This window comes from Pseudomonas sp. J452 (assembly GCF_024666525.1).
GTDB lineage: Bacteria > Pseudomonadota > Gammaproteobacteria > Pseudomonadales > Pseudomonadaceae > Aquipseudomonas.
On the sequence record NZ_CP088294.1, the window covers coordinates 1336072 to 1350363 of the forward strand.

Genomic DNA, 14292 nt, shown 5'->3' on the forward strand with positions numbered 1-14292 from the left:
GGCGTGCCGCTCGCCGCAGGCAGTACACCGAGCCGGCTGCGGTGGGCTGTTCGCTGCACTTCTGAGCCCACCCTACGTGGGAGTGCCTACCTTACAGCCCGTACTTCTTCACCTTGTCGAACAGCGTGGTCTTGGCCATGCCCAGGGCCTGGGCGGCCTGGCTGAGGTTGCCGGCGTGGCGTTCCAGGGTGGCGCCGAGCAGGTTGCGCTCGAACACTTCCACTGCCTCGGCGAAGCTCGGCTCGTGGCCGTCCGGTGCCACGCCGCTGCCTTTGAACACCGGCAGGCCGAGGGCGAAGCGTTCAGCCACGTTGCGCAGCTCGCGCACGTTGCCTGGCCAGTCGTGGGCCAGCAGGGCGGCGCTGGTGCTGCGGTCGAGCAGCGGCGGGGCGCGGTCGAAGCGCAGCGCGGCGAGCTGCAGGAAGTGCTCGAACAGCAGCAGGATGTCCTCGCGCCGATCGCGCAGCGGCGGCAGCTCCAGGGTCACCACGTTGAGCCGGTAATACAGGTCGCTGCGGAATTCGCCGCGTTTGCCCAGCTCGTTCAGGTCGGCCTTGGTCGCGGCGATCACCCGGCAGTCCACGGCAATCGGCTGGTTCGAGCCGAGGCGTTCCAGGCTGTGTTCCTGCAGCACGCGCAGCAACTTGATCTGCAGGGCCAGCGGCATGCTCTCGATCTCGTCGAGGAACAGGCTGCCGCCGTCGGCGTGCTCGATCTTGCCGATCCGCCGTTTGCTCGCGCCGGTAAAGGCGTGCGCCTCGTGGCCGAAGATCTCGCTCTCGAACAGGCTCTCCGGCAGGCCGCCGCAGTTGAGGGCGACGAACTGCTTGCTGTGGCGCCGGCTGAAGTCGTGCAGGCAGCGCGCCACCAGCTCCTTGCCGGTGCCGGTCTCGCCTTCGATGATCACATTGGCGCCGGTGTCGGCGACGTTGGCGATCAGCTCGCGCAGCTGCTGGATGGCCGGCGAGCGGCCGATCAGACGCTGCTCCAGGGCCTGGCGCCCGGCCAGCTGGCGGCGTAGGGCGCTGACCTCGCGGGCCAGGCTGCGTTGCTCAAGAGCGCGACGCACCACCTCGACCAGGCGCTCGGGGGAAAAGGGTTTCTCGATGAAGTCGTAGGCACCGTCGCGCATGGCGCCGACCGCCATGCCGATGTCGCCGTGGCCGGTGATCAGCACCACCGGCAGGCTCGGGTCACGCTGCTTGAGGCGGCTCAACAGGGTCAGGCCATCGATGCCCGGCAGGCGGATATCGCTGACCACGATGCCGGCAAAGTCCGCGCCGACCTGGGCCAGCGCCTCCTCGGCGCTGGCCACGCCGATGCTGGCGATGTCCTCCAGCTGCAGGGCCTGCTGGCAACCGAGCAGCACGTGCGGGTCGTCTTCGACTATCAGGACGCTCAGTGCTTCAGGCATCGCGGGGGTTCTCCAGCGGCAGATTGAGGATAAAGGCGCTGCCGCCTTCCTCCGGGTGGCGCACGGCCAGGCTGCCGCCAGCAGCCGCGGCCAGGCTGGCAGAGAGGGTCAGGCCGAGGCCGAGGCCCTTCTCGCCGGGTTTGGTGGTGAAGAAGGGCTCGAACAGGTGCGCGCGCACGTCCGGGGCGATGCCGGCGCCGCTGTCGCGCACTTCCAGCTGGTAGCTGTCGCCAGCGACCGCGCCGCTCAGCCACAGCTCGCGGCGGGGCTGCTCGCGCAGGGCGTCGAGGGCGTTGCTCAGCAGGTTGACCAGGATTTGCTCCAGGCGGGTCTGGTCGATGGCCAGGCGCGCCTCGGCGAACTGCCGGTGCAGGCTCGGCCGCTCCTGTTCGATGCGGCTGTGCAGGAGGAACAGCGCGGCCTCCACCGCCTGCTCCAGGCTGGCCTCACCGCGGTCGCCGCCGCGCCGGGCGAAAGCGCGCAGGCTGGCAGTGATGCGGCCCATGCGGTCGACCAGCTCGCCGATCGCCTGCAGGTTGCTGCCGGCGGTATCCAGGGCGCCGCGTTCGAGAAAGCGCGCGGCATTCGCCGAGAGGGTGCGCAGCGCCGCCAGCGGCTGGTTCAGTTCGTGGGCGATGCTGGTCGACATCTGCCCGATCACCGCCAGCTTGCCGGCCTGGACCAGGCCGTCCTGGGCCTGGCGCAGGGTCGCCTCGGTCTGCTGGCGCTCGCGCACTTCGTCCTGCAGGCGGGTGTTGCTGGCCTGCAGGTCGGCGGTGCGTTCGGCGATCTTGCGTTCCAGCTCGCTGTTGGCCCGCTCCAGCGCCTCGCGCGCGGCCAGGCGGGTGGCGATCACCTTGCGCCGCTGGTTCAGCGCCAGGGCCAGGATGATCAGCAGGGCGCAGGCCACGGCGGCGAGCATGGCGTGGCTGCTGGCGGCGCGGCGCTGCTCATGCAGTGGGGTGAGCAGGGTCAGGTGCCAGGGGCTGTCGGCCAGCGGCCGGCTCTGCCGCAGGTAGTCGCGCGGCTGGCCGTCGGCGCTCGGCAGGCGCACTTCTTCGAGTCCGCCGCTCAGCTCGCGGCGGGCCAGTGGCTGCAGTTCATCCAGCGCCGCCCAGTGGTATTGCAGGCTGCGCGCCAGGCGTTCGCGGCTGGCGGCGTCCAGCGGGCGCACGGCCTTGAGCCGGCGCGCTGGATCGCTGGCGAGGATGATGATGCCGTTCTCGTCGCTGACATAGGCCTCGACGCGGGCGTCGGCCCAGCGCTTCTCCAGGGCATCCAGGCGCACCTTGACCACCGCCACGCCGATCACCCGACCGTTGCCGCGCAGGCCGTGGGCCAGGTAGTAGCCGGGCTCGCCGGTGGTGCTGCCGATGCCGTAGAAGCGCCCCGGCCGGCCGCGCACGGCATCCTGGAAATAGGCGCGGAACGACAGGTCTTCGCCCAGGTAGCTGTCCGCCTGGTTCCAGTTGCTGGTCGCCACCACCCGGCCATCGCGGTCCAGCACATAGGTGGCCAGGCTGCCGCTGCGGCGGTTGAGGCCTTCGAGGTAATCGTTGAGGCGCTGGCGATGCTGACTGCTCGGGGTCAGTAGCAGGCGACTGACGGTGCTTTCCAGCTCCAGCAGGCTGGGCAGGTAGGTGTACTGGTTGATCTCGCTTTCCACCGCGCGGGCGTTGAGCTCCAGCTGGCGTTCGCCGTTGTCGGCCAGGGTCTGGATGCCGCTGGCTTCGCTGAGGCGATAGCCGGCGAAGCCGCAGGCGCCGATCAGCAGGAGCGCCAGCAGGGTCAGCAACAGTTGGCGGAGCACACGCGGTTTGACCATGAGGGCGGGCGGCAGGGCGCGGACGCTGGGGGAGAGACATTGCATCACAGTCGTCCGGGGCTGGCCAGTTGGGGTGAGGTGCGCACGCCGCGGGTTTCACCCGCCCTACCGGGCTACCCATCGAATCCGAGGCCTGGGCTGAACGCCCCCTCTCCCGTTTACGGGAGAGGGCCGGGGAGAGGGCAGCAGGCGCCCCCACTTCTACCCCTGGGAGAGGGGAGCGCTTCGTCAGTGCTGGAGGATCTTGGCGAGGAACTGCTGGGCCCGCTCGGAACGGGCGTTGATGTCGCCGAAGAACTCCTCCTTGGCGCAGTCTTCGACGATCTGCCCGCGGTCCATGAAGATCACCCGGTCGGCGACCTTGCGTGCGAAGCCCATCTCGTGGGTCACGCACATCATGGTCATGCCCTCGTTGGCCAGCTGCACCATGACGTCGAGCACCTCGTTGACCATCTCCGGGTCGAGCGCCGAAGTCGGCTCGTCGAACAGCATCACCACCGGGTCCATGGCCAGCGCGCGGGCGATGGCCACGCGTTGCTGCTGGCCGCCGGAGAGTTGGCCGGGGTGCTTGTGCGCATGGGCGGCGAGGCCGACGCGGTCGAGCAGCTTGAGGCCCTTGGCGCTGGCTTCTTCCTTGCTGCGACCGAGCACCTTGACCTGGGCGATGGTCAGGTTCTCGACGATGCTCAGGTGCGGGAACAGCTCGAAGTGCTGGAACACCATGCCGACCCGCGAGCGCAGCTTGGGCAGGTTGGTGCCCTTGGCGGCGATGGAGGTGCCGTCGACTACGATGTCACCCTTCTGGAAGGCTTCCAGGGCGTTGACGCACTTGATCAGGGTCGATTTGCCCGAGCCGGATGGCCCGCACACCACCACCACTTCACCCTTCTTTACCTCGGTGCTGCAGTCGGTCAGCACCTGGAAGTCCCCGTACCACTTGTTGACGTTCTGGATGGTAATCATACGGCTAACCTTTTCTGCAGGAGCTTGACCACCTGCGAGGCGGCGAAGCTGAGGGTGAAGTACATGAGGCCGGCGAAGATCAGGAATTCGTGCGGCTGGCCGAGGATGTCGCCGCGCGAGCGGGCGGCGTTGAGGAAGTCCATCAGACCCACGGTGTAGACCAGCGAGGTGTCCTGGAACAGGATGATGCTTTGCTGCAGCAGCAGCGGGGTCATCTTGCGAAAGGCCTGCGGCAGGATGATCAGGCGCATGCTCTGCGCGTAGCTCATGCCCAGCGCGGAGGCCGCACCCATCTGGCCCTTGGGGATGGCCTGGATGCCGGCGCGGACGATCTCGCAGAAGTACGCCGCCTCGAACATCACGAAGGCCACCAGGCACGAGGTGAAGGCGCCTACCGGGGTGTCCTCGCCGGTGATCCAGCGCAGGATGAAGGGCACCATGAAGTAGAACCAGGTGATCACCAGCAGCAGCGGGATGGAGCGGAAGTAGTTGACGTAGGTGGCGGCGGCGTTGGCCAGCAGCTTGTTGTGCGACAGCCGTGCCATGGCCAGCAGGGTGCCCAGCAGCACACCGCCGAGCACGCCGAGTACCATCAGCTGCAGGGTCATCAGCATGCCGTTCCACAGGCCCGGCAGGGCCGGGACGATAGCGCTGAAATCCATTATTTGCCTCCCATGGCGATCAGCCCCGGCACCGCCACGCGCTTCTCGATCAGGCGCATCAGCAGCATCAGGCTCATGTTCAGGGTGAAGTAGATCAGCGTGGCCAGGGTGAAGGCCTCGAACAGGTTGGCGCTGAATTCGGCGGTCTGCTTGGTCTGCGCCAGCAGCTCCATGAGGCCGATCAGCGAGGCCACCGAGGAGTTCTTGAAGATGTTGAGGAACTCGCTGGTCAGCGGCGGAATGATGATGCGGAAGGCCTGCGGCAGCAGGACGTTGGCGTAGATCTGCGGCAGGCCAAAGCCCAGCGCATAGCCGGCGGCCAGCTGGCCCTTGGGCAGCGCCTGAATGCCGGTGCGCACCTGCTCGCAGACGCGGGCGGCGGTGAACAGGCCGAGGCACACGACCACGCTGATAAAGGCCGAGGTAGCGGGGTTGAGGTCCTGCTTGAACCACATCTCCAACGGCTCGGGCAGCAGATCCGGCACCAGGAAGTACCAGAGGAACAGCTGCACCAGCAGCGGCACGTTACGAAACAGCTCCACGTAGCAGGTGGCGAAGCCGCTGAGCCAGCGGTTCGGCACGGTGCGCAGCACACCGAGCAGCGAGCCCAGCAGCAGGGCGATCAGCCAGCCGGCCAGGGCGATGGCGACGGTCCAGCCCAGGCCGGTGACGAACCAGTCCAGGTAGATTTCGCTGCCGATGCCGGTGGACTTGAAGAACACGCTCCAGTCCCAGTTGTAATTCATCTTGGCTACCCACGATCAGGGTGGGCAGGAGCCGGGGCCGACACGGTCCCCCGTCGCGGTTGGCGACGGTGCTCCTGTCCTAATTGCAGAGGTGAGGCGGCGCCGCTCTCGTGAAGCGGCGTCGTACCAACAGGCCGGGTGGCTTTACCCCCTCTCCCGTTTACGGGAGAGGGCTGGGGAGAGGGTGCGTCGCCGCTCCTTTCCCCGGCCCTAGGAGAGCCCCCGGCCGCTACCGGGCGCGCTTAGAGTTGCTCGGCGGCCTTGTCGGTCGGGTTGGCGACCAGCTTTTTCAGCTCGTCGCTCATCGGGAAGTTCAGGTTCAGGCCCTTCGGCGGGACCGGGTTGAGGAACCACTTGTCGTAGATGGCGTTGACTTCGCCGGACTTGAAGGTGGCCACCAGCGCCTCGTCGACCACTGCCTTGAACGCCGGGTCACCCTTGCGCACCATGCAGCCGTAGATCTCGTAGGACTGCGGGGTGCCGACCACGTGCCAGTCGGCCGGCTTCTTGGCCTTGGCCATTTCGCCGGCGAGCAGGGCGTCGTCCATCATGAAGGCCACGGCGCGGCCGGATTCGAGCATCAGGAACGACTCGCCGTGATCCTTGGCCGAGATGATGTTCATGCCCATCTGCTGCTCGGCGTTCATCGACTTGAGCAGGCGCTCGGACGTGGTGCCGGCGGTGGTCACCACGTTCTTGCCCTTGAGGTCGGCGAAATCGGCGACGCCGGAGCTGGTCTTGGTCAGCAGGCGGGTGCCGACCTCGAAGATGCCGACGGAGAAGTCGACCTGCTGCTGGCGCTCGACGTTGTTGGTGGTGGAGCCGCACTCCAGGTCCACGGTGCCGTTCTGCACCAGCGGGATGCGCGTCTGCGAGGTCACCAGGTTGTAGCGCACCTTGAGCTCGGGCATGCCCAGCTTCTGCTTGAGCGCCTCGACCGCCTTCATCTGCAGGTCGTGGGAGTAGCCTTCCGGTTGTTGCGGGTCGCTGCCGAAGTAGGAGAAGGGAATGGAGGAGTCGCGGTGGCCGAGGACGATGGTGCCGCTGTCCTTGATCTTCTTCAGGGTGCCGGTCAGCTCCTCGGCCAGGGCTGGGGTGCTGCACAGGGTGGCAGCCAGGGCGATGCCGATGGCGCGGGAGAGATTGCTCTTGAACATGCTGATCCTCACTCTTGTTGTTATATGGGTGTTGTTATGCGGGTGGCCGTCAGGGTGCGGCGCGGTGCCCGTGGGTGGTGGAAGGCGCGTGGCGTTCCTGCAGTGAGGTAGAGCAGGTTGTGTGCCAGGCTTTTGGCACGTCTTGCTTTCTATCTAAGTTATTGAAAATAAAAGACTAAATATTATTTTGCGATGAGCGTCGGCAGCCGCCGCGTTCGCGTGGGCGAACGGGGCGCTGTAGCGCGTTCGGCTAACCGAACGTTTCTCCTGGTTAAGTGGCCCTGAGCGAAGCATCGAGCTCAGGCGAATGGCTGGATAGGCTCCGGCAGCCTAGAGTGGAAGTGTTGATTCCTGCCGCCCAGTGAGCTGCTGCCATGTTCGCCAGAGCACTTCTGCTGTTCCTGTTGCCCCTGTTGCTGATACGGGTCGCGCAGGCCGACGCGTTCATGGTCTACGGCACCCACGATGGTTACCCCAAGTACTACGAAGAGGATGGCCAGGCCAAAGGCATAGTCGTCGACATCAGCAGGCTCTGCCTGGATGAAATGCAGGTGCCCTACCAGATCAAGCTGATGCCCTGGGCGCGTGCCTACACCTTGGCCGAGCGCGGTGGGGGCGGGGTCATCGGCTTGTCGATGAGCGAGGAGCGGCTGCAGCTGTTCGATTTCTCTGAGCCGATCTTTACCGAGCACATCGTGCTGATCGTGAAGAAGGGCCGGGAGTTCACCTACGAGAAGATCGGCGACCTGCAGGGCAAGCTGGTCGGCGTGTCCATCGGCACCAGCTATGGCACCGCCTTTGACGAAGCGGTGGCCAACGGCAGCCTGACCATCGTCGGCTTCAACGACAGTCGCAGCGGCCTGGCCATGCTCCAGCGCGAGCGCATCGATGCGATCCTGATGGGCTCCAGCGTGGATATCGGCAAACTCGTCGAGGGCAGCCCGGACTTGCAGGGCGATACCTTTGCCACCCTGCCCGTGCCGTTCAAGTCCGACAGCAAGCACATGGGCATTGCCAAGGAGCTGAAGATGGGCTGGTTTCTGCAGCAGTTCAATCAGTGCCTGCGGCGCGGGCATGACGCGGGCGGCTTTGATTCGATCATCTACGACTACACCAATTGATTGGCTGTTCTCGTACGCTCCAGCGTGGCACCGATCAAATCAACAACCTTCCAGGCAGCTCCGGGCGCCCCATCAGGAGGCCGAGTGGAGTCGTTGCGTAGGGGGTTGAGCGGCATGGATGCCGCGAGAGCCGCGATGGGCCAGGGATGGCCCTTCGCGGCGGGCCCCCGGAACGATGACGGATGGAGGGAAGTCGAGCGTAGCGAGACCCGGATGCAAGGGGCATAGCGTTTTTGCTTATTTTTTCCGCGCCTGGAAAAAGTGAGCCGCCCAGGAGGGCGGAACAAGAAGTCCCATCGAAACTCGGTAATAGGCTTGAGTACTTGGTTTCAGGCGGGCTCTTTGCGGTTCCTCCTTGATATTGGTGGCCGAGGGCTAGAGGCACTCCCGCACACCCTATCCAGCCCTACTGACAAACGGTCACCCCAGGGGCGCGACACCCGTTGCTTTCCGGTATACTGCGCCGCCTCCAGGCCCCATGCGGCCTGGCCCGCACATAACAAGCCACGCCCGATGCGTGGCTTGTTGGTTTTTGTCGCGCCGACAGGCGCCCGAGTCAGAGGCAAAACGATGAGCGCACTGGTTGGCGTGATCATGGGCTCCAAGTCCGATTGGAGCACCCTCAGTCACACCGCAGAGATGCTGGACAAACTGGGCATTCCCTACGAAGTGCAGGTGGTTTCCGCCCACCGCACGCCGGACCTGCTCTTCCAGTACGCCGAACAGGCTGACGGCCGTGGTATCCAGGTGATCATCGCCGGTGCCGGTGGCGCGGCGCACCTGCCGGGCATGTGTGCGGCCAAGACCCACCTGCCGGTACTCGGCGTGCCGGTGCAATCGGCCGTGCTGTCGGGCGTCGACTCGCTGCTGTCGATCGTGCAGATGCCGGCTGGCATTCCGGTCGCTACCCTGGCCATCGGCAAGGCTGGGGCGATCAACGCCGCGCTGCTGGCGGCGAGTATTCTCGGTCACCAGCACCCGCAGTTTCACGAGAAGCTCAAACAGTTCCGCGACGAGCAGACCCAGACTGTTCTCGACAACCCGGACCCGCGCGAGGCCTGATCCCATGAAAATCGGTGTAATTGGTGGTGGCCAGCTCGGCCGCATGCTGGCTCTGGCGGGCACTCCGCTGGGGATGAGTTTCGCTTTCCTCGACCCGGCGCCGGACGCCTGTTCCCAGGCCCTGGGCGAGCACCTGCGCGGCGATTACAACGACCACGAACACCTGCGCCGCTTGGCCGATGATGTCGACCTGGTGACCTTCGAGTTCGAAAGCGTGCCGGCCGAGACCGTGGCCTTCCTCTCGCAGTTCGTGCCGGTGTATCCGAGCGCCGAAGCGCTGCGCATCGCCCGCGACCGCTGGTTCGAGAAGTCGATGTTCAAGGACCTCGGCATCCCCACCCCGGATTTCGCCGATATCCAGTCGCAGGCTGATCTTGACGCTGCCGTGGCCGCCATCGGCCTGCCGGCGGTGCTGAAGACCCGCACCCTGGGCTACGACGGCAAGGGCCAGAAGGTTCTGCGTGCTGCCTCCGACGTAGTGGGCGCCTTTGCCGAGCTGGGCAGCGTGCCGTGCCTGCTCGAAGGTTTCGTGCCGTTCACTGGCGAAGTGTCGCTGGTGGCCGTGCGTGGCCGTGATGGCGAGACGCGCTTCTACCCGCTGGTGCATAACCGCCACGACAGCGGCGTGCTGGCCCTGTCCATCGCCAGCACCGATCACCCGTTGCAGGCGCTGGCCGAAGACTATGTCGGTCGCGTGCTCAAGCAGCTGGATTATGTCGGCGTGCTGGCCTTCGAGTTCTTCGAAGTCGACGGCGGCCTCAAGGCCAACGAGATCGCCCCGCGCGTACACAACTCCGGGCACTGGACCATCGAAGGCGCCGAGTGCAGCCAGTTCGAGAACCACCTGCGCGCCGTCACCGGCCTGCCGCTGGGCTCCACGGCCAAGGTCGGCGAGAGCGCCATGTTCAACTTCTTGGGCTCAGTGCCGGACGTGAGCAAGGTCACGGCGATTGCCGATTGCCACCTGCACCACTACGGCAAGGCCTTCAAGGCCGGGCGCAAGGTCGGTCACGCCACCCTGCGCTGCAAGGATATGGCGACCCTCAAGGCGCGCATCGCCGACGTCGAAGCGCTGATCAAGGCCTGAGGCCGGCGGGGCGGCGGAAACTTCGCCGTCCCGCTGCCGGTCTACCGCTCACAGTCGTACCGGGAGCTGTCATGCGCCGAATCCTGCTTGCCCTGCTGCTAGCGCCGTTGCTGGCCCACGCCGAACCACGGGAAACCGACTGGCTGGAGCTGATGCCGCGCGAGGATCAACAGGCCCTCGAAGCCATGCCGGAAATCAGCCACGAGACCCCGGAGTCGGCCGGTACGTTCGGCCAGCAGGGCGGCCTCAAGCAGCAGTCCAGGGATCTGCCAGCGGTGATGTATTCGAGCAAGACCGTGGCCCATCTGAACGGCAAGACCGTGCGTCTGGGCGGCTACCCGGTGCCCCTGGAAAGTGACGCCGAGGGCCGCAGCACGCTGTTCTTCCTGGTGCCGTACCCCGGTGCTTGCATCCATGTGCCGCCGCCGCCACCGAACCAGATCGTGCTGGTGCGCTACCCCAAGGGCATCCTGCTCGACGACATCTACGCCCCGCTGTGGGTCGAGGGCCCGCTGCAGATCGAGACGGTCAGCAATGACCTGGCCGATGCGGCCTATGTGCTCAAGGCCAGCTCGGTGCGGGTGGTGGAAGAGGCTGATCTGTGACGCCACTTGGCGTCACGTCAGGGTAGGGCGGGTGCAACCCGCGTCGAGCTGCGCGGGTTTCACCCGCCCTACAGGGGTTCGCTGCTCAGGCTCAGGCGCAGACTGTGGCTGGCGCCCGGCGCCAGGGTTACGCAGTCGTCCCAGATATTCGCGGTTTCGATGCAGAGCATGCGCTGCCAGGCGTCTTCGGCGAACTGTGAGAGGCGTTTGGCCTTGTCGATCCACGGGTTCCACAGCACGGCCGAGTGTGAGCCCTGGGCATCCAGATGGATGCGTCGCTGCCAGCGCGGATCGACGATGCTCAGGCGCGTCGGCGTGTCCAGGTAGATGCGGTCGGTCTCGCCGGCGAAGTCCAGTGCGCCCTGCTGTCGGCGCTCCTGCCAGTCTTCCAGGGTTTCGATATAGCGGCAGCCTTCCAGGCCGTGCACGCTGACATCACGAATATCGCTGACGGCGAAGTAGGTGTGCAGAGCCTGGCTCAGCACCAGCGGCTGAGTACCCAGGTTGTGGCTGCGCAGTTCCAGGTGCAATTGCTGATCCAGGCGGATAGCCAGCTGCAGCTCGGCCGCGTGCGGCCAGTCGGGCAACGGGTGCTGGCGGCTGTCGAAGGCGAATTGCAGGGTTACGGCGCCGTCGTGCTGGTCGATGCCCAGCAGCTGCCAGTCGAGGCCGCGCACGTTGCCATGGGCCGGCGCGCTGGCCGGATGGTTGTGCATGGCCTGCACCGCTGGCGGGTTGCGCATCAGGCCGCCGAACCAGGGCCAGCACACCGGCGCGCCGCCGCGTACCGACTGGCCCCGCTGGTAGCGGGCCTGCTCGCTGAGCCAGATGATCGGCGCCTGGGTGCCGCGCTGGTAATGCAGGATCTGCGCACCCTGCTGGGCGACCAGCAGCTCGGCATCACCGACCTGCACGCGCCAGCAGGTCAGCTCATCCAGTTCAATGCGTTCGACGGCGGGGGAGGGAGCATTCATCTGGGCATCCACAGGCAAAAAATAGAGATTTACTCCAGGCACCGACTAAAGACCAGTGCCTGGGTGGAGCGCATCAGATCTCGACCTGGGTGCCCAGCTCGATCACCCGGTTGGTCGGCAGCTGGAAGTAGCGCAGGTTGCTGTTGGCGTTCTTCAGCAGGAAGGCGAACAGCGTCTCGCGCCAGGCCATCATGCCGATGCGTTTGGTGGCGATGATGGTTTCGCGGCTGAGGAAGTAGGTGGTGCTCAGCGGAGTGAAGTCGAGGCAGTCATGCGGGTTCTTTTCCAGTGCCGCCGGCACGTTGGGCTCGTCCATGTAGCCGAAATGCAGGACCACGCGATAGAAGCCCTCGCCGAAGCTGTCGACCTCGAAGCGCTTGGCCTGCGGCACGTGCGGGTGGTCGGCGATGGCCACCGTGAGCATGACGATCTGCTGGTGCAGCACCTGGTTGTGCAGCAGGTTGTGCAGCAGCGCATGCGGCACCGCATCGGCGCGTGCGCAGAGGAACACGGCGGTGCCGCGCACCCGGTGCGGCGGCTGGATGGCGATGCTGGAGACGAACACCGGTAGCGGCAGGGCGGTCTCGTCGAGGCGCTCGACCAGCAGCTCGCGGCCGCGCTTCCAGGTGGTCATCAGCATGAACAGGGCAATCCCGGCCAGCACCGGAAAGGCGCCACCCTGGGCGATCTTGGGGATATTGGCGGCAAAGAACAGCGTATCGACCACCAGGAAGCACAGCAGCAGCGGGATCGCCAGCCAGCGCGGGCTCTTCCACAGCAGCAAGGCGACGGCGGCGATCAGCAGGGTGTCGATCAGCATGGTGCCGGTTACGGCCACGCCGTAGGCGGCAGCCAGGGCGCCGGAGCTTTCGAAGCCGATCACCAGCAGGATCACCCCGACCATCAGCGCCCAGTTGACCACGCCGATGTAGATTTGCCCTTCGGCATCGCTGGAGGTGTGCTGGATGTGCATGCGCGGCACGAAGCCGAGCTGGATGGCCTGGCGGGTCAGAGAGAAGGCGCCGGAGATCACCGCCTGCGAGGCGATGATGGTGGACAGGGTGGCCAGGGCGATCAGCGGGATCAGCGCCCAGGCCGGTGCCAGCAGGTAGAAGGGGTTGCGCGCCGCTTCCGGGTTGTCCAGCAGCAGGGCGCCCTGGCCGAAGTAGTTGAGCACCAGGCCGGGCAGCACCAGGGCGAACCAGGCGCGGGCAATCGGCTTGCGGCCGAAGTGGCCCATGTCGGCATACAGCGCCTCGGCACCGGTCAGCGCCAGCACCACGGCGGCGAGGATGGTGATGCCGATGCCTGGGTGGCTGATGAAGAAGTTCAGAGCCCACCAGGGGTTGAGCGCGTGCAGCACTTCCGGGTGGCGGACGATGCCATAGATGCCGAGCACGCCGAGGGTGGTGAACCACAGGCCCATGACCGGGCCGAACAGTACGCCGATGCGCGCGGTGCCGTGCTTCTGGATCAGGAACAGGCCGATCAGCAGGGCCACGGTGATCGGTACTACCCAGTGGCCGATACCTGGCAGGGCGACATCCAGGCCTTCCACCGCGGAGAGCACCGAGATCGCCGGGGTGATCATGCTGTCGCCGTAGAACAGCGCGGTGCCGGCCAGACCGGCCAGCACCAGCAGCCGTGACAACCGTGGATAGGCCTGGGTGGCACGGCGGGCGAGTGCGGTCAGGGCCATTACGCCGCCTTCGCCTTCGTTGTCGGCGCGCAGGATGACCAGCACGTATTTCAGCGTCACCACCCACATCAGCGACCAGAAGATCAGCGAGAGGATGCCGTAGACCCCGGCCGGATCGACGTTGACCCCGTAGTGGCCGGCGAAGACTTCCTTGAGGGTATACAGCGGGCTGGTGCCGATATCGCCGTAGACCACGCCGAGCGCGGCGACGGTCAGGCTCAGTTGGCTGGTGCTGGATTGGCTCATGAGCGGGCCTAGGTGGTTAGAGGCGCGCATGCTGCGCCGGCTTTTCAGTCTAGGCAAGCGCCTGACTGCCTGTTGCCGGCGTGCAGCAGAGGTTCAGCAGATCAGCCGCGGCGTGGCGGCACCGGACGGGTGCGGCCGCTGCCGTCGATGGCGACGAAGACGAACACCGCCTCGGTGACCTTGCGCCATTCGCTGGACAGCGGGTCGTCGCTCCACACCTCGACCAGCATCTGGATCGAGCTGCGGCCGATTTCCAGGGCCTGGGTATAGAAGGACAGTTGCGCGCCGACGGCGACCGGCACCAGGAAGGCCATGCGGTCGATGGCCACGGTGGCCACCCGGCCGCCGGCGACCTTGCTGGCCATGGCGGTGCCGGCCAGGTCCATCTGTGACACCAGCCAGCCGCCGAAAATATCGCCGAAACCATTGGTTTCGCGCGGTAGTGCGGTCAGCTGCAGGGCCAGATCGCCTTGCGGTATGGGATCTTCCTGTTCGAGTTCGATCATGGTGGTGGGGCCCCGGTGCCGTTTTTCTTATGTTTGGAGTGGTGTGGGAGGTTCTGCCAATACTTTGCCGGCGGCCAAGCCTTGGCACAATCCCCCGTGGCCCAGCGGGCCGAGCGCGCAGTATATCGGGCGGCGCGTCAGGCGACGACCGCCCGGTTCTGCATTTCTCGGCTCGCCCGGCTGCCGGCCCGCGGTGCAATTTGCTATCGTGCGCCGGCTGCCATC

13 protein-coding genes are annotated in these 14292 nt (G+C 66.1%); 4 read left to right on the top strand and 9 right to left on the bottom strand.

The annotated features are described in order from the left end of the window. Window positions 1-91 precede the first annotated feature (91 nt). From LRS11_RS05985 to LRS11_RS06010, 6 genes are all read right to left on the bottom strand, one after another. A complete protein-coding gene (locus LRS11_RS05985; protein WP_260495974.1) occupies window positions 92-1414 on the bottom strand; it encodes a sigma-54-dependent transcriptional regulator in 1323 nt (440 codons plus the stop codon). After that, window positions 1407-3284 (bottom strand): ATP-binding protein, encoded by a 1878-nt coding sequence (locus LRS11_RS05990; RefSeq protein ID WP_260495975.1) that lies wholly within the window; start codon window positions 3282-3284, stop codon window positions 1407-1409. The genes LRS11_RS05985 and LRS11_RS05990 overlap by 8 nt, the downstream gene beginning before the upstream one ends. 183 nt (window positions 3285-3467) lie before the next feature. Then, window positions 3468-4202 (bottom strand): amino acid ABC transporter ATP-binding protein, encoded by a 735-nt coding sequence (locus tag LRS11_RS05995; RefSeq protein WP_260495976.1) that lies wholly within the window; start codon window positions 4200-4202, stop codon window positions 3468-3470. Further along, on the bottom strand, window positions 4199-4867 hold the full coding sequence (locus LRS11_RS06000; RefSeq protein ID WP_260496868.1) for an amino acid ABC transporter permease: 669 nt from the start codon (window positions 4865-4867) through the stop codon (window positions 4199-4201). The genes LRS11_RS05995 and LRS11_RS06000 overlap by 4 nt, the downstream gene beginning before the upstream one ends. Further along, window positions 4864-5610, bottom strand: a complete 747-nt coding sequence (locus LRS11_RS06005; protein WP_260495977.1) for an amino acid ABC transporter permease — start codon at window positions 5608-5610, stop codon at window positions 4864-4866. The genes LRS11_RS06000 and LRS11_RS06005 overlap by 4 nt, the downstream gene beginning before the upstream one ends. A 242-nt stretch (window positions 5611-5852) precedes the next feature. Then, window positions 5853-6767: a glutamate/aspartate ABC transporter substrate-binding protein gene (locus LRS11_RS06010; RefSeq protein WP_260495978.1), complete on the bottom strand. Its 915-nt coding sequence runs from the start codon at window positions 6765-6767 to the stop codon at window positions 5853-5855. 374 nt (window positions 6768-7141) lie between these two features. Between LRS11_RS06010 and LRS11_RS06015 the strand changes: the two genes are divergently transcribed. The 4 genes from LRS11_RS06015 (at window position 7142) to LRS11_RS06030 (ending at window position 10642) form a co-directional block, all read left to right on the top strand. After that, a complete protein-coding gene (locus tag LRS11_RS06015) occupies window positions 7142-7888 on the top strand; it encodes an ABC transporter substrate-binding protein (RefSeq protein ID WP_260495979.1) in 747 nt (248 codons plus the stop codon). A gap of 570 nt (window positions 7889-8458) precedes the next feature. Then, window positions 8459-8950: a 5-(carboxyamino)imidazole ribonucleotide mutase gene (gene purE, locus LRS11_RS06020; protein WP_260495980.1), complete on the top strand. Its 492-nt coding sequence runs from the start codon at window positions 8459-8461 to the stop codon at window positions 8948-8950. A gap of 4 nt (window positions 8951-8954) precedes the next feature. Then, entirely contained in the window at window positions 8955-10037 is a 1083-nt protein-coding gene (locus LRS11_RS06025; RefSeq protein ID WP_260495981.1) for a 5-(carboxyamino)imidazole ribonucleotide synthase, read from the top strand. A gap of 71 nt (window positions 10038-10108) precedes the next feature. Beyond that, complete coding sequence (locus LRS11_RS06030) at window positions 10109-10642, top strand: DUF3299 domain-containing protein (RefSeq protein ID WP_260495982.1); 534 nt, start codon at window positions 10109-10111, stop codon at window positions 10640-10642. Window positions 10643-10710: 68 nt separating this feature from the next. On the opposite strand, the gene LRS11_RS06035 is transcribed toward LRS11_RS06030, so the two are convergent. From LRS11_RS06035 to LRS11_RS06045, 3 genes are all read right to left on the bottom strand, one after another. Then, window positions 10711-11616, bottom strand: coding sequence for a D-hexose-6-phosphate mutarotase (locus LRS11_RS06035; protein ID WP_260495983.1), 906 nt, complete (start codon window positions 11614-11616; stop codon window positions 10711-10713). A gap of 73 nt (window positions 11617-11689) precedes the next feature. After that, entirely contained in the window at window positions 11690-13591 is a 1902-nt protein-coding gene (locus LRS11_RS06040) for a potassium transporter Kup (RefSeq protein WP_409519782.1), read from the bottom strand. A gap of 71 nt (window positions 13592-13662) precedes the next feature. Further along, entirely contained in the window at window positions 13663-14067 is a 405-nt protein-coding gene (locus LRS11_RS06045) for an acyl-CoA thioesterase (RefSeq protein ID WP_160077719.1), read from the bottom strand. Window positions 14068-14292 lie beyond the last annotated feature (225 nt).